The sequence below is a fragment of the Clostridium sp. FP2 genome (genome assembly GCF_011065955.2).
In the GTDB taxonomy this organism is placed as follows: Bacteria; Bacillota; Clostridia; order Clostridiales; family Clostridiaceae; genus Clostridium_AD; species Clostridium_AD tagluense.
In genome coordinates this window covers 2066814-2091520 of sequence record NZ_JAAMNI020000001.1, presented here as the reverse complement: position 1 = coordinate 2091520, position 24707 = coordinate 2066814, and the positions used below count along the sequence as shown (strand labels likewise).

General features: G+C 30.4%; 20 protein-coding genes and 1 pseudogene. 5 read left to right on the top strand and 16 right to left on the bottom strand.

All coding sequences use genetic code 11. The annotated features are described in order from the left end of the window. Positions 1-28: 28 nt before the first annotated feature. The 8 genes from G9F71_RS09965 to G9F71_RS09930 form a co-directional block, all read right to left on the bottom strand. Entirely contained in the window at positions 29-3517 is a 3489-nt protein-coding gene (locus G9F71_RS09965) for a DUF4132 domain-containing protein (RefSeq protein WP_164948422.1), read from the bottom strand. Between the two features lie 64 nt (positions 3518-3581). Continuing rightward, positions 3582-4766, bottom strand: coding sequence for a hypothetical protein (locus G9F71_RS09960; RefSeq protein WP_164948423.1), 1185 nt, complete (start codon positions 4764-4766; stop codon positions 3582-3584). Between the two features lie 27 nt (positions 4767-4793). Next, positions 4794-5129 carry a hypothetical protein gene (locus tag G9F71_RS09955; protein ID WP_164948424.1) on the bottom strand — a complete coding sequence of 112 codons (336 nt, stop codon included), beginning with the start codon at positions 5127-5129 and terminating at the stop codon, positions 4794-4796. A gap of 22 nt (positions 5130-5151) precedes the next feature. Next, positions 5152-6852: a hypothetical protein gene (locus tag G9F71_RS09950; RefSeq protein WP_164948425.1), complete on the bottom strand. Its 1701-nt coding sequence runs from the start codon at positions 6850-6852 to the stop codon at positions 5152-5154. Next, on the bottom strand, positions 6828-7958 hold the full coding sequence (locus G9F71_RS09945; protein ID WP_164948426.1) for a VWA domain-containing protein: 1131 nt from the start codon (positions 7956-7958) through the stop codon (positions 6828-6830). Before G9F71_RS09945 ends, G9F71_RS09950 begins: the two co-directional genes overlap by 25 nt. Further along, positions 7951-10341 carry a DUF5682 family protein gene (locus G9F71_RS09940; protein ID WP_164948427.1) on the bottom strand — a complete coding sequence of 797 codons (2391 nt, stop codon included), beginning with the start codon at positions 10339-10341 and terminating at the stop codon, positions 7951-7953. Before G9F71_RS09940 ends, G9F71_RS09945 begins: the two co-directional genes overlap by 8 nt. Beyond that, the gene (locus tag G9F71_RS09935) at positions 10329-11447 is read right to left on the bottom strand and encodes an ATP-binding protein (RefSeq protein WP_164948428.1); all 1119 of its coding nucleotides are present in this window, start codon (positions 11445-11447) and stop codon (positions 10329-10331) included. The genes G9F71_RS09940 and G9F71_RS09935 overlap by 13 nt, the downstream gene beginning before the upstream one ends. Before the next feature lie 382 nt (positions 11448-11829). After that, the gene (locus G9F71_RS09930; protein ID WP_164948429.1) at positions 11830-12150 is read right to left on the bottom strand and encodes a hypothetical protein; all 321 of its coding nucleotides are present in this window, start codon (positions 12148-12150) and stop codon (positions 11830-11832) included. Between the two features lie 602 nt (positions 12151-12752). On the opposite strand from G9F71_RS09930, the gene G9F71_RS09925 reads away from it, so the two are divergent. Next, entirely contained in the window at positions 12753-12917 is a 165-nt protein-coding gene (locus tag G9F71_RS09925) for a hypothetical protein (protein WP_164945646.1), read from the top strand. A gap of 142 nt (positions 12918-13059) precedes the next feature. Here G9F71_RS09925 and G9F71_RS09920 read toward each other — a convergent pair whose 3' ends face one another. The 5 genes from G9F71_RS09920 to G9F71_RS09900 form a co-directional block, all read right to left on the bottom strand. Continuing rightward, positions 13060-13380, bottom strand: coding sequence for a DUF6442 family protein (locus tag G9F71_RS09920; RefSeq protein WP_164948430.1), 321 nt, complete (start codon positions 13378-13380; stop codon positions 13060-13062). Positions 13381-13413: 33 nt separating this feature from the next. Next, positions 13414-13623, bottom strand: coding sequence for a helix-turn-helix transcriptional regulator (locus G9F71_RS09915; protein WP_164945648.1), 210 nt, complete (start codon positions 13621-13623; stop codon positions 13414-13416). 14 nt (positions 13624-13637) lie between these two features. After that, positions 13638-13946, bottom strand: a complete 309-nt coding sequence (locus tag G9F71_RS09910) for a DUF6442 family protein (RefSeq protein ID WP_164948431.1) — start codon at positions 13944-13946, stop codon at positions 13638-13640. A gap of 177 nt (positions 13947-14123) precedes the next feature. After that, positions 14124-14969 carry an alpha/beta hydrolase gene (locus G9F71_RS09905; RefSeq protein WP_164948432.1) on the bottom strand — a complete coding sequence of 282 codons (846 nt, stop codon included), beginning with the start codon at positions 14967-14969 and terminating at the stop codon, positions 14124-14126. Between the two features lie 52 nt (positions 14970-15021). Next, positions 15022-15468 carry a MarR family winged helix-turn-helix transcriptional regulator gene (locus tag G9F71_RS09900; RefSeq protein WP_224626303.1) on the bottom strand — a complete coding sequence of 149 codons (447 nt, stop codon included), beginning with the start codon at positions 15466-15468 and terminating at the stop codon, positions 15022-15024. 101 nt (positions 15469-15569) lie between these two features. Between G9F71_RS09900 and G9F71_RS09895 the strand changes: the two genes are divergently transcribed. From G9F71_RS09895 to G9F71_RS09880, 4 genes and pseudogenes are all read left to right on the top strand, one after another. After that, the gene (locus G9F71_RS09895; protein WP_164948433.1) at positions 15570-15722 is read left to right on the top strand and encodes a hypothetical protein; all 153 of its coding nucleotides are present in this window, start codon (positions 15570-15572) and stop codon (positions 15720-15722) included. A 40-nt stretch (positions 15723-15762) separates the two neighbouring features. Further along, positions 15763-16113, top strand: a pseudogene (locus tag G9F71_RS09890) (alkaline phosphatase); the annotation flags it as partial. 547 nt (positions 16114-16660) lie between these two features. Beyond that, the gene (locus G9F71_RS09885) at positions 16661-18118 is read left to right on the top strand and encodes an ATP-binding protein (RefSeq protein WP_224626301.1); all 1458 of its coding nucleotides are present in this window, start codon (positions 16661-16663) and stop codon (positions 18116-18118) included. 64 nt (positions 18119-18182) lie between these two features. Next, positions 18183-19766 carry a leucine-rich repeat domain-containing protein gene (locus G9F71_RS09880; RefSeq protein ID WP_224626299.1) on the top strand — a complete coding sequence of 528 codons (1584 nt, stop codon included), beginning with the start codon at positions 18183-18185 and terminating at the stop codon, positions 19764-19766. A 73-nt stretch (positions 19767-19839) separates the two neighbouring features. Here the strand turns inward: G9F71_RS09880 and cloSI are convergent, their stop codons facing one another. The 3 genes from cloSI to G9F71_RS09865 form a co-directional block, all read right to left on the bottom strand. Beyond that, on the bottom strand, positions 19840-21426 hold the full coding sequence (gene cloSI, locus G9F71_RS09875) for a clostripain (protein ID WP_164948435.1): 1587 nt from the start codon (positions 21424-21426) through the stop codon (positions 19840-19842). 164 nt (positions 21427-21590) lie between these two features. Further along, complete coding sequence (locus G9F71_RS09870) at positions 21591-23579, bottom strand: methyl-accepting chemotaxis protein (protein ID WP_164948436.1); 1989 nt, start codon at positions 23577-23579, stop codon at positions 21591-21593. A 360-nt stretch (positions 23580-23939) separates the two neighbouring features. Further along, positions 23940-24479 (bottom strand): acetylglutamate kinase, encoded by a 540-nt coding sequence (locus G9F71_RS09865; RefSeq protein WP_224626297.1) that lies wholly within the window; start codon positions 24477-24479, stop codon positions 23940-23942. Positions 24480-24707: the final 228 nt, after the last annotated feature.

Sequence of the window (24707 nt, the reverse complement as noted above, 5' to 3'; positions counted from 1 at the left end):
ATATAAAATTTCTCATTACAAATCATATTTATTTCTCTTCCTTCCACTTGTCATTAATCCCTATTTTTGATGCTATTGCTTTATTTATTTGATAGAGAATTTCACTGAAAAATCTATTTGGTATTTCTGATGGCTTTATAATGTGCTGCTCCTTTATGGTGTCGTATATATAACTACCTCTTTTTACAGTTCCTTTTTTATAAAAAATCAAGTCATATACTGTTACTTCATCATTTTCAAACCCTATGCTTAAACCACTAAAACTTAGTTCAACTCCAATTTGAAGTTTATCATCTTCCTTATAAAAATTATAATAACCAGCACCATCTTGAATTGATCCTCTACTCCATTCAAAACCAGTTAATTTTCCTAGTAAAGATAAACCATTTAACATGGTTCCACCAAAGCGTTCTACAGTATTCATTGTTTTTTCTTTTTCACTAAGCTCAAACACTTCTCTACTAAGTTGCTCAAAAGGTTGCTTTACTTCATAATTTTCAAGCTGCTCTTTCCATAATTCCATATCTTCTTTACTTAATTCTACTGGATGGATAAGTCCTATTAACGCTCCATCTTCTATGTTATATTCATCTTCATCCTTCGTATTAAAAGTTCCATCTTCCATATATCTGAAACTATCCACCAATACATTTTCTTTATAAACTCCCCATACAAGACCTATAGCAAATTGATTCATAATAGGGTTTCGAGCAAAGAGCTTTACCCATGCTTCTTTTGTCCATTTTCTATTACTAGATAGTGCCATTTCTAAACGGATAGCTTGTATATTCGCTACTGTTTTGAGCTTCTTCTTTAGGTTCTTAAATTCTAATGAAGCTGCTGTTGCCTTATCTTCATCATCCCTTTTACCTGGAGCTGGAAGGCTTTTAAACTTTTTGCCACTTTCATCTTGTACTTCTAATATAAGCTCTGGAGTAAGTGTTACAATAAACTTTCTATCACCATAATCAAAAACTCTTTCACATTTTACATCAAAACTTAAGTCTGGAACTACTCTATCTGAAAGTTCCTCCATGTCTATACCCATTTGCTGCGCAGCAAATTTAAGTGCTGCACTTGCGGCATTTTTCACCTGCTTAAATTTAAACTTTCTTGATATATTATCTATTATTATAAGTGCTTCACTACTTCCATTAAGTGCAAGAGCCTTTACTGCATCACTAGCTATAGCACCTCTTGAGTTTTTCGACCATTCTTCTATATTCTTTTTGAATATACTAATTACATCATACTCTCCATAAATAGCTGTAAAAGAAAGCACCCATTTTTTCTTACTTTCCGCACCACAGCTAAGCCATCTTTCAAGAACTTCTAAAGCAAGTTTTGCTAAATCTTTTGTATCTAAAAGCTCACTTACCTTTTTTGCTTCACTATTTAAGGCTATTTCTATATAAGGGGAATAACATAAAAACATATATTTTATAATCTCATCCTCTGCAAATTTGTCACTATCCTTAAACCTTACCTTTGGCAAGCTATCACACTCTAACCATTTTAATCCCGCTGCGTTGTTGCCCTTTAAAGCTTTTTTGCAGTACTCTAAAATATCTAGCTTCTCATTTGTTTCTTCTAAATCACTTTCCACATTTAAAATTTTTCTTAAAAGTGCTTTTATTTTTTCAGTTTTTTCTACTTCTAATGCCACATTTAATGCTTGAATTACTTTTTTATTACTGCTTTTCAAAAGTATTCTTACTGCTGATTCTCTAACTACTTGTTTTTTAGCCTTTAAACTGGGGATTACATATTCATGACATTCTTTGCAAGGAGTTAATATCTCTATCACTTTTTCTCTTACAACCTTTGAAGAATCTCCCAAATATTCTATAAGTACTTTCCCATTTTTTTCTTTATTAAACTTAAATATTTTTTCTAAAAAATATGTTCTTATATCAACATTACATAATTTTATAGCTTTTATAAAGTTATCTTCATCTTCAGATATAAGCTTTGTTATAAAATTTTGAGCTTCCATTCTAAACTTAGTTTGCCGAGCAACATAACTACCTAATAATGAAATATAGTTATTTATTGAAGCTCCATAACTCTTTAAAAATTTAATAAAAGAAGCTAAGTTGTTTTTGTCTTTTCCTTTAAAATTATCATGTATTTTTCCTAATATATCTGGATTTCCTATTGCAATAAAAGTTTTCATTCCTCTTTCAAACATTGGTGATGCATCTTTTAGCCAAAATAAAATCTCAGCATAATCATGATAATATATGTAGTGTTCTGTTTTGCCGAGTAACCCTTCTAAGATATCTTTTACACTTTCAAAATCACATTTTCCTCTCAAATAGTAAATAAACTTCTCATAAACATTTTTTTCTATATGTAGCCTATCCATAAATAATGAAAACTCATTAATAAACGCATCCTCTACTTCATTTATATATTCCGCTCCTTCACCCTGTTTCAAAAGTAAGGAAATCATGTAAGCTTTATTAATGCCGTTGCACAGCTTCATTGCTTTTATAAACTCTTCCTTATTGGAATCTAACCCTTGTTTTAAATCCTTACTATATCCCTGACTATGGCTAGAAGTTTTACCCGCCATCCAAGCAATATATAACACTCTATTAACATTAATCTTATCTATAAGTTTGTTTATTTTATTATATCTTTGAACTGTAAGATAACTATTTAAAGTATTAAAGGCTTTTTCCGGTTCAATAGTTATACTAAATTTAAGAAATCTCCCTGCTATTTCTGATTGATTAACTATATTGTAACTTACAGCCATTAAAATCTTTAAAAGCCAACTATCTATATTTAAGTGTACTTTTCTACTTCTTAAATCTTCTACTAATTCATCTAAATCTAACTTATCCTCCCTTATATATTTACAAATTCCCTCTTTATCATAATCAATCAATTTTTCATCAAATAAAGTAAAAATAATTTCTGGATATATCAAGAATTGATTAAGCCAATTACAAAGCTCTTTTTTCTTATCTTGTTTTTTATAAACTTCATAGGAGGCTATAATAACTTGTTCCATTACATTACTAATATCAAAAGCTTCTTCAAATTCACTTTCATATTTTTCATGAATTCCATCAAAAAAATTAATAAAGGTAATACTTAAGTTATTTTCACTTTGTACAATATGCTTCGCATAATATGCTATTACAAAGGCAGGTTTTACTTTGTATTTTAATAACTTCCTACAAAAATCTCCTTTATAATAACCAGAATAACACCTATCCATAATTATAAAAGTTGATTTTCCACCTATTTCAAATAATATTCTCACATAGCTTGAACTATATTCTTCCGCCTTACGTTTTTCTAATGATTTATAGGTCTTAACTAATTGTTCTACTACCACATCCTGTAAGCCATTCATATCTATAGTAGGTAAGCAATTAAAAAATTCCTGCTCTTCTAAAACGCCTTCCATATATACTTCAAAGCTCTCAATCACCTCATCAGATACTCCCAGTTCTAATAACACATTAATTATCTTTTCTATTAAATGTTCTTGTAATCCCATTATGCTTGGCCTCCGTTATTTAATTTCAAATAAAACTATTAATATTGTTATAAATAACTTAATTTTAATTATCTTTTTTTCCAAATAAACTTTTAAAAAATTTTTTAAATCCTTTTTCAGTATTTTCAACTTTAATCTCAGAGTGTATTACTTCATCTTTTTCTATATTTTTATTACTTTCGCTAATTTCATTTTTTTCTTGAACTATTTTATTAAGCCACTGTTCAACTTCAGTTTCACTTAAGATTGCTATAATTGAAACTTGAGATTTTAATGCATCATGAAATGGATAAAAGAAGCTTCCCTCCCAAGTACGTCCTCCTAATACAGTATCTCCAATTAATATTACTATTTCACCAAAAATAGTTGGTGTATTCTTTGGCATTAACTCACCATAAATCCAATTATCAAGTGGTATATTCTTGCTTAAAGTTTTATCTAAGCTAAGAGCATTCCAAATATAATAACTAAATATAGCTTTATCATCTACATTTCCAAGGTTATCAGGCATTTTTTCCGTCCTTGCAACATCTACAGCATTTCTATTTAGTAAGGTTTTATCTAGTTCTAATTCATCACTAACTTTTTCTATAAGTTCACCCTGTAGTAATGTAAAAAAGTGAAAATAGTTTTGTACTCCATCTATCCTTACTTTATATCCCTTTTTTTTATGAGGATGTATTACAAACATCTCTAAATCATCTGTAAGTTCCATTATTTTCTCAAGATAATATATGTTTTTTGTACTCTCTGGACTAATTGTATTTATTAAAAGCTGAATATCCTTATCATTTTTAAATTTTTCTCTTTCTAAAGAATTTCTTACAAGCATTGTCATTGCTGCTATTATTAAATAGTCTATAGTTTGAAAGCTTACATAAATGTATCCCTTTCTCTGATCATCATTTTCTTGGTTAGTTTGAGCAGATACTATACATATTAGTGCTTCTTTAAGCTTCTCAATTATATGTGAAATTATTATATCCTGATTACCACCAAATTCTACTAAAGTACCACATACACAACAAAGAAGCGTTGCCTTAAAAGCATCATACGCATTAAATTCCTTTGATATTTTTGATAACACCTGATCTATTGTATGCTTGTTTCCATTGCAATACTTAATTAAATTTACAATCTCATCCTTATAAAAAAAATTGTTTTTATCCTTTATGTCACTAACATTTTTAAAATGTGTTTTCATAAAACCAGAAAAATCATCCAATATAATTTTTAATTCATTATCCATATCTTCTACTCCACTTCAAAATAATTTTTATTTCAAATCTTTACTTATCTCCATATATTCTTTTGCTTTTTCTACATTTAATTTATCTTTAATAGCCTCTATATAATTATTAAGCAAAAAATATTTAACCATAATTTCTTCACAGTTATAGTTAATATCATGTCTTTTTTTCTCTTGAGCCTTATGTATGTCTTTAAGTTTTTCTGCTGCAAAACTTAATCCAACTCTTTCACAGTTTTCATAAACTTGCTTTATATTTTCTAATACACCTGTATTTACTACATTAAAACCGCTTATAAGTATACTCTCCATTAGTCCTTCAATATCCTCAATAAGCAGGTATAAGTTATCGCACTTTCCCATAAAACAAACTCCTTACAACATTTTAGTTTAATGTTAAGTTCACTATATCCCCATTTTCATAATAAGCTACAATAGGTATTACCCTAAGTTGTCCTTCCTTTAAATAAGTATGTACAAGCATTCTGCCCGGATATTTCTTTAATCTTTCCATTCTTTCAAATTTTTGTATCATTCTTTTTTTCTCTTTAGAATAATCTATCTCTATATAAATCATATTTTTCTCTGCGTCATAAATAGGTAAAATAAACCTTTGGTTTATTTTATCAAAGGAACTTTTTTCATAGCTTGCAGCCCTAATAATATATAGATTTGTATTTTCTTTAGAATATCCCTGTAAAAGTTGTTGCCAGTTATCTATGAATAACTCTTTAAAATTCAACTTATATACATCTGTTTTTTCTAAAAGCTCTCCTTTACTTTGCTGACTTGCGGAAATTCTTCTCTCATCATTAATTTTCCCATTAACAAGTCTTATTGAATGCTGTGATATTTCCTCTAAACTGCCTTCCATACCAAAGCTTGGAACTTCACTATAAGCTAGTCCATAGTTTCTTTTTTTATTATCATAATAAGTTGGTCTTGAGCTGGTATAAGTAAATAAATCTCCTTTGTTTTCTGCAAAATAGTAATATGTAATTCCCTCATAGCCTGATTTAGAACTCCAAGATTCTGCTCCTATCCCATATAAGATAATTGGTGGTATATCATAATAAGCAGACTTATGTTCTCCACATAATTTGTAAAGCTTATTTTCATCCTTGCAGTTTTCTATGGCTAAAGCATTAATATATATATAACTTATTTTTTTTCTAAAAGAAGCTATGGAAAAAGAAGCATTTTTATTTATATAAAGTTCTATTTCACTTTTAACACTTCTAAGCATCTTTTCTAAATTAGGTAGATTGTAACTGTGGCATAATACCGCTGTGCTCTCTACTTTATCTGTAATATTTTCTGGAAGCCTAGATATCCCTACAGATAAAATATCTTCCATAAGCTTTTTAACTAAAAGTGCCCCCTGAGTCAAAAGTGTTTTTTCAGCTTTAGATTTTTTATTTAAAATAGTGAGATCTTCTTTTTTTATAAAGCCTTTAAAAATTTCATAATGAATTACAGCTTCTACCTTATGTCTGCAAACTTCTTTACTCTTGCAAGAACATATGGCCTCCTCCAAAATTTCTTTAGCTAATGTTTTTTCTTTAATATTTGGAATCAATTTAACCACATAATCTTCATCTTTAAATTTTATAGTAAGTAGTGAAGCTTCTTCTATTTCTACCCCTACACCAAAATTTATCCTTTTTACTATTTCATTAAAAGAATTTTCTCCTAGTAGTTTTGATAAACTTTCCATATCTATATTTAAAACCTGGCCAAAATCAAATTTTTCATTTTCATTTAAACTCTTATTTTCTATACCAAACAAAAAATTAAAATTACTCTTTACATACAAATAACATATTATTACATGCTTACATATACTTCTTGAAGGACATGAACATTTATAAGCTTTAATATCCTCATTTATAACACATTCTGTTCCATCTTCTAAAATACATTTTAAAGCTGCATCTTCCTGCTCTACTTTTATTTCTTCCGCTTTTTCTAAATCCTTTTTAGCTCTATTAACTGTGCCTTTATTACTTATTCCTATTAAGAATTCATCATCTACAGTTAATAAAAACTCTCCTATTTTCTTTAAGAAATTATCTGCGCTATCCATTTTGCAAGCCCCCCTGGAGTTATAGCCGCCACATTTGCACCTAAAGCCACCATTTTCTTTGCAACACCTCTATCATATACAGGCTCTGCATCTATACCAAGAGCAGGAAGTATTATAAGCTTTGCTCCAGACTCAATAATATCCTTTGCTCTAGCATACATATTTCCATAACTTCCACCTTCATAAAGATCTGTTACCAATATTACTATAGTTTTATGTGGATTTTCCATTAACCCATTACAATATTGAAGAGCTCTAGATATGTTGGTTCCTCCTCCTAATTGAATACTCATCAAGGTTTGCACCACATCATCTAAATATTCTGTAAGGTCAACTATTTCTGTGTCAAATATAACTAAGTTTGTTTTTAACATAGGTAATTTAGAAAATATTCCTGCCATAATAGCACTATGAATAACGGAATCCAGCATACTTCCACTTTCATCTACTGCAATTATTACATTCCACGGATTAGAAGATTTTACTCTTTTATTAAAATAAACTCTATCCACCACAAGAGTATTTAATTCCCTATTAAAATTCTTTAAATTTTGTTTTATGGTTTTTTTAAAATCTATATTTCGTGAAGACTTTATTCCGCCATATTTATTTCTATCTAATCTACCATTAATCGCCGTCTTTATATCTTGCTCCAATTTTTTAGCTATTTCTTCCGCTGTAACCTTTACTATTTTCTTTGCAGTTTCTAAAACCTCACCCTTCATAAGATGCTTCATTTGAAGAATACTCTTTAAAAGCTCTGGATTTGGCTCCAACTTTTCAAGAACAGTTTTATCTGTAAGCAATTCCTTTAAGTTATATTTCTCTAAAGCATGCTTTTCTAATATTTCTACCGTTTCTTTAGGAAATAATTCCTTTATCTTTGTAATCCACTGAGGTACTGTAAGATTTGAAGGGTTTAAAGAGCCTCCTCTTTTATCATTTCTTATTCCTCTTTCCTCTCCATACTCTCTTTCATATAAAAATTCTAATAAGGTATCCATATCAGCATAGTTTATATAATCTTCCGAAAAACTTAAGTTATTGCTTGAATATTTCCCTAAAATCAATCTCCATCTATTAAGTGTGCTTATATCCTTACTCATTTAACACTCCCAACTCCTTTAAAACTTCCTTCCCAAACCTGTCAAGCTCTAAAGCTAAATTTAATTCCTCTGGATCTACTGCCTCTACATTAAACAACTTTCTTTCGCTTATGCCATAGTGCTGACTTATACCTTCACCTATTTGGTCTATTTCACTTGGAACAAAGAAGCTAAAAGAAAGCCTAAGTTCAGGTAAAAGCCTTAAAAAATCCTCTTCACTAAGATTCTTTAATACATTGTCTATTCCTATAATCATTTTTTCTTCACTTAAAACCACATCTCTTGCAGTAGAAAATAATCCTTTTAAGAAAGTAGCTGATTTTAAAAATTTATCTCCGGTACCGTAAAGATACCCTTCTGCCTTTTTTAATATATAAGAAGTATCTACTTCATTAAGTCCAAGTAGTAGTCCTAAGGCTGCTCCTTCTACTGCTGCATTGCTTGAAGTTTTATTTGTAAGTGAAAATAAAGCTTCTTTAAATATATCCATATGATCTTCAAACTCAGGTTCTAAGCATATATAGTATAAATCTTTCAATCTAACTATAACCTTATTTACCTCTTCTTCTGGTACTGCATAAAGCTCTGGAACCAAGGTTACCGCTTTGTTATAACATTGTATTAAAAGCTGCTTTAAATTTTCATCCTGTGTGGCTGAAAACAGCATATTTCCACTGTATAAATAATAAATATTATAGGTACACTCAGCAACAGAATAAAAATTATTATCATTTATAAGTATACCTTTTATAATAGATATAGCATTTAAAAGAATATGCTTATAGCCCATCATAAAAGCTTCTATAAGCCCTTCTGACATAACACCACTATCACGTGCATTACTGGACAGTTTCTTTAAAAGTAAAGATTCTACTGCTTCTTTCAGTGTTCCACCCTGTACTGAATTTTCAATCAAACTACTTTCTACATTAACGTTCCATTTGTAATTCCAAGTTTCCCGTATAAGATTTACATTCTTTTTATTTATAAAATCTGGTCCTTTAGTATTTAAACAAAACCCTGTATTTAAAAACTTCAGCCTGTGAAAAAATTCGCTTATTTCCCTATACCTATTATTTTTATAAAGATCCAGTACCACTTCCTGCTGCAACGTACCCTGTATTTTCAATTTATATTTACTGGAAAGCTGTCTAAAATCTAAAATAATAGGAGGTACTTCTGCATTACTACAAAGGCACCCCATTCCGTTCCCTCTTAAAAGCTTTAGTAAATCTGTTAAAGGCGCATCCGATGCCCTATTAAATTCTCCTTTAATAAAAGAAGATTTTACTGCATCCTTTAACTCATAAACCCCACATTCTGCCTTATTTCTAAGTTTTTGAAGTCCTTTTGCCATATTAAGTGCTTCAATTTCATCAGCAATAGATACTCCACCTACTGAATTTCTTATATTTCTTCCACACATTACTATAAAATCTAGCACAGCTTTTTCATAGGGATTTTCAATATCTTGGCATATATTATTCCATATTCTCTGATAAAATGCTGGATAAGGCATACCACTAGCATATCCATTTAACTGATCACTTTCTTCAAAAGAATATACCATAGCATAAGCCCCTATGTTTTTTTCATTAATATTATGTAAGTTAATCTCTATATTTTCATCTGAAAGTTGTATAAGTCCTGAAGTATGAAACCCACCTGTTACCACTAATACTTTATTATATTTCAACGAAAACTCTTTTATTTTAGAAGCCATGTATTTTTCCCTAGCGATACATCCCTCTTCCTTAAGAATTTCCTCACTTTCAAAGCATCTTGAAAGATAACAAAAAGCTATCATATTTTTTATAAAGCTTCCTGTTTCTATTTTTAAACCATCTATTTCAAATAACATTTCCCAAAGTTCATTAAAACTTCTACAACCTTGTTTTTCACAAAGGGAATTTATAAATTTACTCTTTTCAAACAAATAATCATCATTATAAGAATTCTTCTCTTCACTCTTTCTAAGCCCTTTTCCTGCTTCACTGTTTATTAATATTTCTGCATAAGGAAGGTCTATAAACTCGGCTAAAATATTTCTTTTTTTACTCTCCCTTATAGCTATAAGTTCTGGTGAATAATCTAAAAAAGGATAATAACACTTATATTTTTCTCCTTCTTCTGTAACCAATTTTTTTTCATCTGTGTAACTATAATAAATACATACAGGTGCCTGGGTTTTATCATCTCCAATATAAGGTATTACAGAATTAGCATCAGAAGGGCCTTCTATCAAAATAATTTCTGGCTTATAAGCATCTATTACACTCTTTAAGTGAAAGCAGCAAGCTGGACTATGATGTCTTACTGGGAAGTATAAAATTTTATTTGAAAGCTCATAGGCTTTTCTATATATTTCGTCTATTTTATCCATTTCCTAGCCTCGTAAAATTCCTTCCATAATCCACCTTCTTTTAAACTTTTAGATTTTATAATAATGTTAAAATAATTTTTTAACTTATCTATATCATCTCTACTTTCCTTAACTACAGTTCCTAATATATTCTGAACCATAGAATCTACCCTCATTTCTGACTTTTCAAAATAATAAGAAGTCATAGCCGTTTGATAACAAACAGATACAGCTTCAGCAGTACTCATAACAGCAGCAGGTTTGTCTATTCTGCTACCCTGGGCTGTAACTCCTTCTCTTAATTCATGGAAGGTAGTTGCTAGTATATTAACCACATCTCTATCTATCTTTACTTTAATTCCTGACTCTTTCACCAGCTTTTGCACTTCCTGCTCTATAATCTTAGCCTCTAAGGAAACATCACTTATAGGGAATATAGTTTCAAAGTTAAATCTTCTTTTAAGTGCACTACTCATTTCATTTACACCCTTGTCTCTTGTATTAGCTGTGGCGATAATATTAAAGCCTGGCTCTGCAAATAAAAGCCCTTCGTCACCTAATTCTGGTATATTCAATACCTTATCACTAACTATACTTATTAAACTGTCCTGTACCTCTGCAGGACACCTTGTTAGTTCTTCAAATCTAGTTATTATCCCCCTGTTCATCCCTACATAAAGAGGTGAAGGCACTAAAGCTTCTTTAGTAGGTCCCGTGCCTAAAAGCATAGCATAATTCCAGCTGTACTTAATCATATCTTCAGTAGTTCCTGCTGTTCCCTGTACAGTATTAGTGCTTGTACCACTTATAGCTGCACTTAAAAGTTCACTAAGCATAGTCTTTGCAGTTCCTGGCTCTCCTACAAGCATAAGGCCTCTGTTTCCTGCTAAGGTTATTATGCACCTTTCAATAAGACTATCATCTCCATAAAACTTTTTATTTATCTTGATTTTCTTTCCATCATCATATTCAATGTTTCTACTGCTTCCTAATATAAAAGTTTTCACAGCCTTTGGAGACAACCTCCAATTTTTCGGTTTTAAATCTTTATCATTTTGCTCTAGTGCTTTTAATTCTTCTTCATAAAAAACTTCTACTGGTGGCTTTAATATATTTAATTTTTTCATTTTTTATTCCTCCATATACAATATCAGTTAATTTAATTCTAATCACATATTTACTATTTTCGACCATTTAAGTAACTTCTTAAGTATATTTATATTTTTTTCAATAATGAAAATATTCGCCTATTTCGTTACCAGTTCTTAAAAGTTCACAGTTATCCTACTGAAAGTGCCAACCTATTTAAAAGGAAGTTTTATTTAGTCTTGCAAGTGTTCTTGGATATCGCATGCCTTATTTTCTTTGAAGATAAATAAAAATAAACTCCGCATATAAAAAATACAGAGTTTATTTTTATAGGTCCTTATATCCTTCGGCACGAATTCATCTTATCAAATACAACTATGTTCTAGTACTGCTTACTTTCAGTATTGTCTTAATGAGGGTTTATGGATAATATATAATTCCAATACAGTTTACTTCAGAATCTTCTTCATATTCCTTATAGTCAATATAAGCACCTTTAAGCTCTGTAACATTTGCATGTATTTCAAATCCTTCTACACTTATTGTTTCTATTACATTCTTTTCATTAATGCATGTAGCCAGTGTATAATAGTACTCTTCTTCTGCGTTATATATAATTGCTGTATTTAGTATTTTAAAGGTTGCTTCTCTTCTAATAAGTCTATCCACATTAATAATTTCCGCAAATTCAATTTTTTCTACTCCACCACTGCTTTTTATGTCTTTAAATATAAAACTCATCCCTATACCATCCCTTCACTATTAAAATAGTAATTCTAACTAAAATATTTTCTCTGACTTACTATCTATTTTTTTAATATATAATTTAGTATAGTATACAAATTTCAATAACATTCTTAAATGTCGTTAAATCTAATTAAATTTGACAACCTTCTTAACTGAAGTTTAACTCCTCAAAGGCAATGATTTCAACCTATTATTAGTTATTGTAGTTAAGTGTTAATTGAATTCTTGTTAAATTTCACAAAATTCTAATTAATTTTAATAAGTGTAAAGCAGCTTATTTTTCTTTCCTTAAATTGTGTCGTTTATAGTTGCAAGTGCATTGTCTTATCATTACAGATACAATTGCCGTACTACATATTTATTATAGTGACTTCGTTAAGCATAATGATTATATAACATTAATTAATGAAGATGGTCAACCTATAGGCGTTACTAATTTATAACGTCTATGGATTTTAAAACCAACTAATCAATATATGCGTATTTTACCTATATACTTGCAAACAGTATCAATTTTTTATATAATTCAATAAGGACACAATTATATAAAAATACTAGGTAAGAATTATTTATTATATATAAATGGGGGTGACAATATGAAAGACCAAGAATTGAAAAACCTTATTATCGAAAAAAATACTATAATTAATGAAGAATTGAAAAATATGCCAAATGATTTAGAATCTATCAAACTTTTGCTCGGCAAAATACTTACTTATGATACAATTATTTTAGAAAAATTAAATAAATATACGGGATAGGTTTTTAATATGCTAGAGATAAGTGCTATAAACACATCCCAAATAATAAGGCTACAATCCTTTTAGTATAATTTAAAGGAATATAGCCTTATTATTGCTTTGCAATCTCTTAGTCCATTTTTTTAAAATAAATCTTCCCTGCTTATGAAGTTCCATTAATAAAAAAATCTAATAAAAATACACTAGATGCAAATAGCATCATAACTCCAATAACTAAATATAACTTGCTTTCTGTTTTATTTTTATACTTATAAAGACTAGAAATTGCAATTTGAATAAAAAAAATGCCGAATAAATCACCATAGGGCATTTTATGAAAGATTTTCCAAAGCATAACTAATGCTAATATTAAATTTTCTATTTGTGATGCATATTCTTCTGATTTTATTTTAACTTGTTTACTTCTTTCATCTTCCCATAAATTTTCCCGTTTGCTTTTTTCTAAAATTTCTTCTTTTTTCATGATTAACAATCTCCTTTTATATGGCTCATTATCCTACTCAAAGTAAAATAGCTCTTCAAACTTTTTATCTAATGCAATGCAAAATATTAATGCTAACTTTGCAGTTGGATTAAATTGTCCTGTTTCTATTGAACTAATTGTTTGTCTAGAAACGCCAACCATTTCCGCTAAATCTCCTTGAGATAAATTATTTTCTGCTCTAGCTACTTTAAGTTTGTTTTTTAATACTAATTCTTCCTTCATAAAATCACACTTCCTTAAATTGTTGTCCAAATATAGTTAAATAAAGATCCAAGAGAAGCAATAGTGCCTGCTATCATGCCTATTAAATATTCCTTTTCTTTTAATATCTTATATTTACCGTAATATTTCAGGGCAAGATATGCCCAAAAAATTGAGAATACAGAATAACTATTCAGTCCTTTTATAAGATTATAAATTACAAGAAAAATAATAATGGCAGAAAACCCTATTTCCCCAAATTTTCTTCCTTTATCCTCTAGATATTTTATTCCTTCATCATTTTTTTCTTCTCTGCTTTTTGATAAGATTTCTTCTTTGTTCATAATACTTACTCCCCCCATTTATTCTTAAATATAATATATCATCACCTATTTTTTATGTCAAGTTATATTGACATAATTATAATATAACTTGTCATTAATATAATAATACTTACCATATTAATAAAAAAAGGTTTACCAATACGGTATAAGTAAAGCAACAAAAAAAATGAGCAACTGTTATAGCAGTTGCTCATCTTCTATGTGTTTTTTGAACCATTCCATTATTCTATCTACTACCTCCATATACCTTTGCCCTACAAGTAAACCTGTGTGAGTTGTGTTCCAAAGTCCTGTATATTCAGCATTGAGATGTTCCGCTGTCGCCCTTCCTCTTCTGTCATCATCATCACTGTTTACTGATTTTATAACTAGACATGGGTAAGTAATCAAACCGCTGTCTACAGAAATTCCTTCTTTTACTCCGAAAGAAAAAGCAAAAGCGCTCATTGCATTTGATGATTCCATTGTCAGATATTTTTTTTGAAAGGCAATGTCATCTTCCGATTCATCTATGCTTGAACACTCTTCACGAGTAGGGGCAGGCGCTATGATTTCCGGTGTAATTTCATCTATTTCTTTATATGGGGCTATCTCATTTACTTCCTTGCTTATGCTTGTATCTATCAGAACTAAACCAGCCAGTGTAATGGTTTCAGCCAGCTTCTGGCAAAGGATTCCACCCATACTGAATCCCATGATGATGGGAGGTTCACCACACTCAACAATAACCTCCTTAATATCCTCCAAATAATCCTCGAATGATACCTTCGTCAAATCTAACACCCTACTTTTGTAGTGACTTCTCATGTTCATTACATAGCATTTCCAACCTTTACTTATAAAATGAGGAATGTATTTGCTCCACATCCAACTTCCAGTGTAGGCACCATGTACGAAAAGTAGAGGGGGGCTTTTTTCAGTTGCTGCTGAATGGACTTCACCCTCGAATATCTCTAAGAATAAATCATTTTCTCCAATATACTTTTCAATATGCTTAGGTAATGTTTTAGTATAATCTTTCATTATTATGCCTCCTCATGATATAGTTTGATGTCAAACCATATTGTTAAAAAAATTAAAAATTGTTATAAATCTTATTTAAAATTCTTATTAATTCCTCCTTTTCTTTTTCTGAGATGTCTAAGTAAAAAACATCTAAAATTTCGCTTGATATTGCTTCAAATATGGGTTTCAATTCATTCCCCTTATGAGTTAAGGTTACATAAACAACTCTTGTATCCGCTGTGTCTCTTTCCTTTGCCACATATCCGAGTCTGACCAATTTGTCAACAAGTGCTGTGACTGTAGATTTGTCCCTACCAATCTTGTCGGCAATCTCTGCCATAGTCAGTCTTGGCTTCTTAAAAAGAGCATAGATAATATCCCCATGTGAAGTTACAATGCCCTCTATCCCACATTTCGACATCTCTGATACAATAAACCGATTGACCTTTTCTCTAATTTTTGATATTAATGATATTACATTTTTTATATTCATGGCTATATTATAGTTTGATGTCAAACTAATTGTCAACTTATTTTTAACAATAAGCTAGCATATACATAACTACTATTGTTTACAATTAGAGCATAAGCATTAAAAATTATTAGGAGGGATTCTTTATGCTTAAATCTAAAAAGAAAATTGCTACACTAACATGTACTGCATTAATTGCTGGACAACTTTCAGTAGGTCTATTGGAACCAATACAAGGTTTTTCAAACATTACCTATGCCCAAGATGTAAAACAAGTTAAAAAGCTAAAAATGCAATAATGATGATTCCTGAGGGTACTAGCAAGAATCTGTTACCCTTGCAAGATTATATAATGACCTTAAAAAAGATGTTATCATAGGAAATGACTCTTTAACCATGGATTCCATATTAACTGGTCTTGTAAAAACTTATTGGCAAGATGGTCCTATTACAGATTCTTCTCCAGGTGGAACTGCTTATTCTACTGGTTTTAAATCTGAGGACAATCATGTTGGAGTTTTAAGCACAAAAGATGGAAAACTAAAGTCTGTTGTAAGCAAGAGATTTGGCATAGGTTGGACAACCAATAATCATACTGCTGGTGATGTTACCTTATACCGTTATGCTCCTGCAGGAATTGAAAAATTAACTGGGCTTGTAGATAATACAGATGTTGCTAAATATTTATAATAATTATAGACACTCAATATTAACATAAGAAGAAGCTATGAAGAAATAATTCATAGCTTTTTCTTATGTTAATATTGAGTACAGTGGTACGAATAAGTAGCAACTACTATCTCTTTTTCTCCAATCTATTTATAGTTCTAGCTAAATTTGACAAGGTTATTAACTAAGGTTTAACTCCTAAAAGGCTCTGGTTTCAACATATTATTAGATACTTCAGTTAAGTGTTAATTAAATTCTAATTAACTTTAACAAGATTCTAATTAATTTTACAGTGCTGAGACTAGCATTAATTAGTAACATGGTCCACTAGTTCTTACCCTTGCGATGCGAAATTTGAAGATTTTAGCATAGCACTTATGGCATATTTCAAGCGAAATTTACTTGCTTTATAAGATTTTCAAGTAATAGTGTCACATTATGGTAGAATAAGGATATAGTAAAATGCAACATATTATGGTAATATATTACTAGAATAGCAACTTATAAATATTGTGGGAAATGTGATTTTTGGAGATAAAATTTTTCTTGGGAAACGGAGATATGTATTATGGTTAAGAGTAGAAGTAGACGAACTATGGTATTAGGATATTTTACAATTGCTTGTTTATCATTAATTATAATATTATTTAGTATTTATAGTATGAATAAAGTAAGTAAAGAATGTGATTTTATTATAAAAAAAATACTCCCAGCAAAAACATTTTCAACAGAAATTTTAACAGCAGTAATTAATGAAGAAACAAGTATTAGGGCTTATATTATTTCAGAAGACAAAAAATTTTTAGAACCCTATTATTTAGGAAATAAACAATTATGGGGATATTATAATTCCCTGTATACTTTAAAAAATACGGCATTAGGCGTTAAAATTACTAATCAACTTAATGAACAGGTGAACTCTATTCAAATGTTTTTTAAAGAGCAAATAGCTTTAGTCGATAATGGTAGATCAAATGAGGCTAAATTGAATCTAGAGCAAGGTAAAAATTTAGTTGATAAGTTTAGGGATTCAGATAATGTATTAATAAATAAAATTGATTTAGAAGTAAATAGTTCACTTAACAAAGTTGCAAATGCTCAGAAATTTCAGAAATACCTGTTGATTTTTTTAGGCAGTGTGCTTACTTTGGTTAATCTTATGTTTATTAGATATATATGGAATTATACCTATGAAGAAGTTAAGAAAAAAAATGAAATGAATAATGAGCTACAAAAATTACTTATTTCACAGGAAGAGTTTACTGCAAATATTTCACATGAACTTAAAACACCATTAAATGTAATTTCCTCAGCAGTACAATTAGTTCAAATGTATTGCTATAATGGTTCACTAGACGAAAGACGAGAAACAATTAGTAAATACCTTGACTCAATGAAACTAAATTCCTATAGGTTATCTAAACTTATAAATAATATAGTTGATTCATCAAAAATCCAGGCAGGATTCTTTAAATTGAACTTATCTAATAACAATATAGTCCAAGTTGTAGAAGAGATAGTTTTGTCTACAAGTAATTTTACTGACAGCAAAGGCTTAGATATTATTTTTGATACAGATATAGAAGAAAAAATTATTGCATGTGACCCAGAAAAGATAGAGCGAATAGTATTAAATCTTATATCAAATGCGATAAAGTTTTCAGATACAGGTGGTAAAATATTTGTAGATGTTAAGGATAAGAATGAATTTGTTGAAATATCAGTCAAAGATACCGGCATTGGCATTGAAGAAAAGAACTTACTTACGATATTTGATAGATTTAAACAGGTAGACAAATCACTATCAAGAAATGCTGAAGGTACAGGTATTGGCCTTAATTTAGTTAAGTCGATTGTAGAATTACATGGTGGTCGTGTATATGCTAAAAGTGAATTTGGGAAAGGAAGTAAGTTTACAGTTATGCTTCCTTCAGGAACGGTACTTCATGAAAATATGTTATATGGTAGCAAAATGAAAAGTGGAGATGAAAGTATACAAGTTGAACTTTCCGATATTTATTTGTAATATTCTTATAGAACTAAACCACTAAAACCATGGCAGACACTATTACAAATGGGGGATTAAGAACATGAGAAACGTTTCTTATATAAAATTTAAAAAGTTAACTATTTTAATTATTATTTTATTTAGTATTAATATTGTTGGTTGTAGTTCTTTTGGAAGTGCGTTTTTAAATAACGCCACCCATCAAAAATCTGTAAGTGAACAGATTACAGAAAGTACAATTATTACATTCCCAGATAAGAATTTAGAAAAGACAATAAGAGAGGAGCTACAATACCCTACTGGCGATATATTACTGGGATATGTTAATAAAATAACAAGCTTGAAAAATACTAAAGACAAACATATTACGAATCTTTCAGGGCTAGAAAATTTTATTAATTTGTCTTCTTTAAGTTTAACCAATAACCAAATCAGTAACATAGAACCTTTAAAAGGATTGACTAAATTAACGAATTTAGACTTATCTTTTAATAAAATTAGCAACATCGATTCTTTAGAAGGATTGACTAAATTGACTAGTTTGAATTTATATGCTAATAAAATCAAAGATTACTCTCCAGTCTACGCTTATTATAAAAATCTAAAAAGTACAGATATTGCCAGTGCGCTTATTACTCCTAAACAAGAAATAACAAATGTAATCGCTCAATCTGCAGTGAATACAGTTATTACTCCTAAACAAGAAGCTGTAAATGTTCAAGTTGCAGTGAATACAATTATTACGCATGAACATAATCCAACAAATATAAGTGATCAGGTTGCAATAAGTACTGTTGCTACTCCTAAATATGAACCAATTAATGCACGTAATCAGATTGCAGTGAGTACCATTGTTATTCCTAAACATGTACCAACTAATGCAAGTTACCAAGTTCCAGTGATTACAGTTGTTACTCCTAAACATGAACCAACCAATGCACGTGACCAGGTTGCAGTCAGTACATTTGTTACTCCTAAACATGAACCAACTAATGCAAGTTACCAAGTTCCAGTGAGTACAGTTGTTACTCCTAAACATGAACCAAGCAATGCAAGTTACCAGGTTCCAGTGAGTACAGTTGTTACTCCTAAACATGAACCAACTAATGCAAGTGACCAGGTTGCAGTGAATACTGCTGTTATTCCTAAACATAAAACAAGGAATTCACGCGATCGGGCTTCAGTGAGTACAGTTGCTACTCCTAAACATGAACCAACCAATGCACGTGACCAGGTTGCAGTCAGTACATTTGTTACCCCTAAACATGAACCAACTAATGCAAGTGATCCGGATGCAGTAAGTACCGTTGTTACTCCTAAACATGAACCAACTAATGTATGTGATCGGGTTCCAGTGAGTGCAGTTGTTACTCCTAAACATGAATCAACTAATGTATGTAATCAGGTTCCAGTGAGTACAGTTGTTACTCCTAAACATGAACCAACTAATACAAGTAATCCGGCTGCAGTAAGTACCGTTGTTACTCCTAAACATGAACCAACTAATGTATGTGATCAGGTTCCAGTGAGTGCCGTTGTTACTCCTAAGCATGAACCAACTAATGCACGTGATAAGATTGCAGAAAGTACAGTTGTTACACACCCTGATGAAAATTCAAAAAAATTAGTAAGAGACACTATACAACATCATGATGAGACCCCATAAACAAAATGTAAGCTTCTGTATTATCCTTTTTAAGCTAGTACAAAAGCTTACATAAAATAAATAATTTAAATTTTTACCATTGATATCCGTTATCTCCGCCATTGGCACCGTTGCTACTATCGAACCAACAATCAAGCAGTTCAAACCAATTTCCAATATCATTTATTTTAGGAGTTTGTCCATCTTTGCACCAATTTAATTTACCATATAAATAATCTGGTTGAAGTATGGTTGTATCTATGGAATTGTACCATCTTTGTCCCTTCCACTCTGAATAGCTTGTATTTGCAGTTACATCTCTGTACATTTTATTTCCGTCTGGCAAGAAAACACTTAACCCCGTTTTCCCTTCTGTAAATCCTTTAAATTTTTTACCACCATAAGAATAAACTACTACGTCATCCACATTTTTCATCACAGTTGTGGCTAATTTTTTAATAGGAGTACTAAAAGCACTGTCTGTACTTATTGTTCTACACAAGTCATATAAGTCGAAGTAAGGATAGGATAGCCACTCTCTTTTATCATTTTCATCAAAATAATGAAGAAGCGTTGTCTTTTTTTCAGTTCCCCTAAGTCTTTCTATATCTGCTTTTTTATTTTCTTCCCATAAACTTATAGCCATTTTATCAACAGAATTCTTTAAAATTTCTATTTTTGAAAGGTCAAAACAGCTTAAAACTTGATTATTTTCTTTTGCAGACTCAGCAGCATCTCTTTGCTCTTCTACCATTAGAGCGCCCAATTGCAAATCGGTAACTGTAGAAGGATCAAAATTTTGTTCTTTTCCTTTTAACGTTAAATCTGTCTCTGAAGTTTTTCCACCACCAGCTTTTAGACGTTTAAATATATTATCATACTTAAATCCTTCGCCCCAAACTATTGGTGCAGATGCTACCATAACATTTGCTTGGAACCCGCCATTGCCAGGTCTATATTGATATGCTATTTCAGCAGCACCCATTAAACAAGCATCATATGCTAGTACATTCACTGATTCATCATTGGTCAGTACATCTGATATTTCTCCAGTATATAAACAGTCCTCATCATTTGTATCATCCCAACATACTGCTTTTGGATTTTTAGGCTCTTGTAATGACTTATCCTTTCTTACTCCACCACCATGATTAGACATAATAAGTGCATATTTATCTGCTGGATAATTTGCTTTGCAGGAATCTATAAATTTCTTAAGGGTTTGTGCATCTCCCATATTTGCTTCATACTGACTAGTTTTTGTTATCTCAGGAAAATTTTTTCCGCCTTCAATTCTTACCACTTTATTATTTTCAATTTTATACATCCTCGCATCCGAAAAATTTTCTCCAAGTACAGTTTCATCATCTGAATAATCCGGTGTTCTATCCACTAAAGCAATCACGTTTAAGTCTGAATTATCTACATATCCAACCTTCATTTCCTCTATATCCTCAAGTAAGCCTTGCTCTAGATTATTATCTGCGTCGCTATAAACCATCACCGTCAGTTTCTTGTTTGGAGCCTTTGCCTCTGCTTTAGCTACCTGCGTCCCTTGTATATTGCTTCCTTTTATGTTATTTTTCGATACCTTATCCAATGCCTTTACTGGAATATAGCCAAATAATGTGGTGGTTAGAAACGCACAAATTGTAATCGCTGTGATTTTTTTACTAATCATTAAATTAATCCCCCTTTTCCATTTACTGTTTGTGGAAATTTTAGCATGATATATATTCATTGTCAAGAATGTTGTGAATTTTAAAACAATTTATATATAAACAATATTAACTACAAACACCCTCAAAAGGTACTCAATTAATGATCATTCAAAATTCGTCCTTATTAAATCATAAATTTTGCTACAAGACTGTTTAAATTATTAGCCATAGCACTAGTCTGTTCAGAACTTGAAGCTAGGTTTTCAATTACTGAAATTTGCTCCTGCGCCGATGCCGCAACTTCTTCACTACTTGTAGCTGTTATTTCAGTAATAGTTGCAACGGAATCTATAAGTTTTACTATTTGCTCAGAACTTGCAACTTCATCCTTTTTAATATCTGCTATTTTATTAATATCTTTTGATATTTGCTCAATTGCATTTATAATACTAACAAAAGTTTCATCTGTTTCCTTAGCTACAAAAGCTCCATGTTCTACTGCCTCTTTACCAAAATGCATTGAATCTACAGCTCTATCTATTTGAACCACCATTTCATTTATCAATGAAGATATTTCATTTGCTCTAGTATTTGTTTGTTCTGATAGTTTTCGAACTTCATCTGCTACTACTGTAAATCCTTTTCCATGCTCTCCAGCCCTTGCGGCTTCAATAGCCGCATTTAAAGCTAACAAATTAGTTTGAGAGGAAATATTGTTAATTGTGTTTATAATTCCACTAACTTGTTTTGATAATTCATTTAACACCTTTAATATAACTTCTGTTTCCATTGATGTTTTATTAATATTTTCAATAGCTTCAACAGTTTCCTTAACTTTAGTTCTTCCTTGCTTTGCAGCACTCACAGTATCCTGAGAATTGTTTTTAGCAATAAGAGCTTTGTTCTCAGCTATTTGAACTAAGCTTGAAAGTTGAACTAAAACTTCTGATGTTTCCATTATTGAATTATTTTGATTCTCTGCATTAAAGGCAACGTTTTGTATATTCTCAGCAATTTGTTCAGTTGATGAAGTTATTTCTTCAGTCGATGCAGATATTTCCTCAGAAGCTGCTGCCAGTTCCTTCGCACCACTTCTAACTCTACTTATTATATCTGATTGGTCTTTAATCATTAGATTAAAACATTCCCCTAAGGTTTGAATTTCATCCTTAGTAGTTATTTCAGCTCTAACCGTTAAATCCCCCTCACCAGCTTTTACCATTAATTTTTGTAAAATCTTAATAGGCTCTATTATTTTTTTTGTTGTGAAAAAATATGATAAAAGCATTGCAATAAATAATGATATTAGCGCTATTGCTATTATATTTTTCTTTATAGCTACAACTGGCGCCATGTAATCATCATAATTAGCCGTTACTACCACTACCCAATTTCCCACTGGAGTAAACCTTATAAATTTACGTTTTCCTTCATATTTATAATAACCCTCTCCAGCTTCACCAGCCTTCATTTTATTTACTAGCGCTTTTAACTCAGCATTATTTGTATCTACTAAATTTTCTTTAAGCACTTTTTCATTTTCAGGATGATATACAAATAATCCGCTTTTCTCAATCATATATGCATATCCACTTTGACCTATTTTTATCTCGGCAACATGCTTATAAAATTTCTCAAATTTAATAGTTGCAACTATAGCTCCAACTACTTTATTATCAAGCATTAAAGGATAGGCAATTGCAATAATAGTTCCACCTGATTTTTTAGACTTGAAAACTCCACTTTGAGCTATAGATCCTTTTAAAGCCTGCTTAACATAATCACGATTTGAAAAATCATAATCTTCATTATCATTGCTAATAACACCTTTAGCATTAATATCTGTAATAAATAAATTTTCTATTGTATCATTATTTTCCTTTTGAAGTTTAGCTAAATATTCCACGCCACTAGAATGAAGTTTATTATCTCCAAGGGCTATATTAGCAAAGTCTTCATCTAAACTTAAAGCTCTAATATAATCATTTACTGATTCTACAGTCAAACTGATGCTTTCCACTGTTCTTTCAGCAATCTGCTTTAAGGATCCTTCTGTTAATTCTTGCATTGAATTTGAAGTTTTAATACAAGAAAAGACACCTGAAGCAATAAGGGGAATTGATATAAATATAAAAAACATTAAACCTAATTTAGTTTTTAAACTCTTTTTCATATGTATCCTCCAAAACTTTCTTTATTATTTACCAATATTTACATTAACTTTAATCTTTTTATCTCATTTAACCCTTTCATTTAATTTCATCTCTCGTCGCATCAATTGATATTGATTATCATTCTTATTTATATTATAATATGTTTAGGTTATGTTTTTTTTAGAATTATTACTATATTTTTTAGAAATATTAAGTATATGGTATGATTATAATTCCTATTTATGTTTTTTAAGAAGTAACGTCATTAAAACAAGCATTGTAATTATAATGCTTGTTTTTTCGTATATGAATAGAACTAAACCATTAAAAATGGTAGCAGCTGAGTGCTAATTGCAGCTATTTAAAAACTATTTTATAAATTAATAAGAAAACTGTTTAATAATACCCTCTGCCATCATATCAGCCATTTCTAGAGCTTGACTTTCAATTTTGTCGTAAACTTTGATGCCAGCTGCATAATCTTTGGTAAGCATTGCAACTGCTTCTGCCTTAACAAGTGCTAAATGCTCATGTAGCATTGCTTTCCAACTTTCCCTTGACCAATAAGGATTGATATAACTTAGGAAAACAGCTATTTCATCCGCATTTTCATACCACTTTTTTTCTGCTTCTGTGGCTGATTTATTATCTCCTGCTTTAGCTGCTTTTACAAGTTGTGATGCTATAACAAGATGGCTTTTTAATAAATCACTGAATTTTGAAGCAATTTCGTCTCCATAGAAAAACTTCAATGTATTAGCAAAATCTACTGGATTTTGTAGTAGCCGATTAACAACCATTTCTTCATCCGGCAACCCAAAAACCATGCTAGTTATGGCCATTCTTGTCCAGACTCCGTGCTGTTCCCAAAGCATACGCATGGTATTCATTAAATCTAATTCTACCTTAGTAATTTTCATTGGATTAGAGTAAAACCCTCCACGGAAACATTCATAGGGATATAAATACATACTTACTACCACTCCTAAAATCATTATAGATTATTTTATGGTTATATAAGCAAAATCGTTCCTGTCAAATGGGGAATTGCTAATTTCATAAAATTTATGACATTATCCAACATTTCCATAATGAGGTTAAACGTAGATTTGTCATTGAAAATAAATATCAATTGATATTTATTTTCA

Coding starts and splice junctions, on each gene's coding strand:
- G9F71_RS09885 (WP_224626301.1), top strand. CDS start 16,661: ATGGTTAAGAGTAGAAGTAGACGAACTATGGTATTAGGATATTTTACA.
- G9F71_RS09925 (WP_164945646.1), top strand. CDS start 12,753: ATGAAAGACCAAGAATTGAAAAACCTTATTATCGAAAAAAATACTATA.
- G9F71_RS09940 (WP_164948427.1), bottom strand. CDS start 10,341: ATGGATAAAATAGACGAAATATATAGAAAAGCCTATGAGCTTTCAAAT.
- G9F71_RS09865 (WP_224626297.1), bottom strand. CDS start 24,479: ATGAAAATTACTAAGGTAGAATTAGATTTAATGAATACCATGCGTATG.
- G9F71_RS09935 (WP_164948428.1), bottom strand. CDS start 11,447: ATGAAAAAATTAAATATATTAAAGCCACCAGTAGAAGTTTTTTATGAA.
- G9F71_RS09955 (WP_164948424.1), bottom strand. CDS start 5,129: ATGGGAAAGTGCGATAACTTATACCTGCTTATTGAGGATATTGAAGGA.
- G9F71_RS09945 (WP_164948426.1), bottom strand. CDS start 7,958: ATGAGTAAGGATATAAGCACACTTAATAGATGGAGATTGATTTTAGGG.
- G9F71_RS09930 (WP_164948429.1), bottom strand. CDS start 12,150: ATGAGTTTTATATTTAAAGACATAAAAAGCAGTGGTGGAGTAGAAAAA.
- G9F71_RS09905 (WP_164948432.1), bottom strand. CDS start 14,969: ATGAAAGATTATACTAAAACATTACCTAAGCATATTGAAAAGTATATT.
- G9F71_RS09920 (WP_164948430.1), bottom strand. CDS start 13,380: ATGAAAAAAGAAGAAATTTTAGAAAAAAGCAAACGGGAAAATTTATGG.
- G9F71_RS09870 (WP_164948436.1), bottom strand. CDS start 23,579: ATGAAAAAGAGTTTAAAAACTAAATTAGGTTTAATGTTTTTTATATTT.
- G9F71_RS09960 (WP_164948423.1), bottom strand. CDS start 4,766: ATGGATAATGAATTAAAAATTATATTGGATGATTTTTCTGGTTTTATG.
- G9F71_RS09895 (WP_164948433.1), top strand. CDS start 15,570: ATGCTTAAATCTAAAAAGAAAATTGCTACACTAACATGTACTGCATTA.
- G9F71_RS09965 (WP_164948422.1), bottom strand. CDS start 3,517: ATGGGATTACAAGAACATTTAATAGAAAAGATAATTAATGTGTTATTA.
- G9F71_RS09950 (WP_164948425.1), bottom strand. CDS start 6,852: ATGGATAGCGCAGATAATTTCTTAAAGAAAATAGGAGAGTTTTTATTA.
- G9F71_RS09880 (WP_224626299.1), top strand. CDS start 18,183: ATGAGAAACGTTTCTTATATAAAATTTAAAAAGTTAACTATTTTAATT.
- cloSI (WP_164948435.1), bottom strand. CDS start 21,426: ATGATTAGTAAAAAAATCACAGCGATTACAATTTGTGCGTTTCTAACC.
- G9F71_RS09910 (WP_164948431.1), bottom strand. CDS start 13,946: ATGAACAAAGAAGAAATCTTATCAAAAAGCAGAGAAGAAAAAAATGAT.
- G9F71_RS09915 (WP_164945648.1), bottom strand. CDS start 13,623: ATGAAGGAAGAATTAGTATTAAAAAACAAACTTAAAGTAGCTAGAGCA.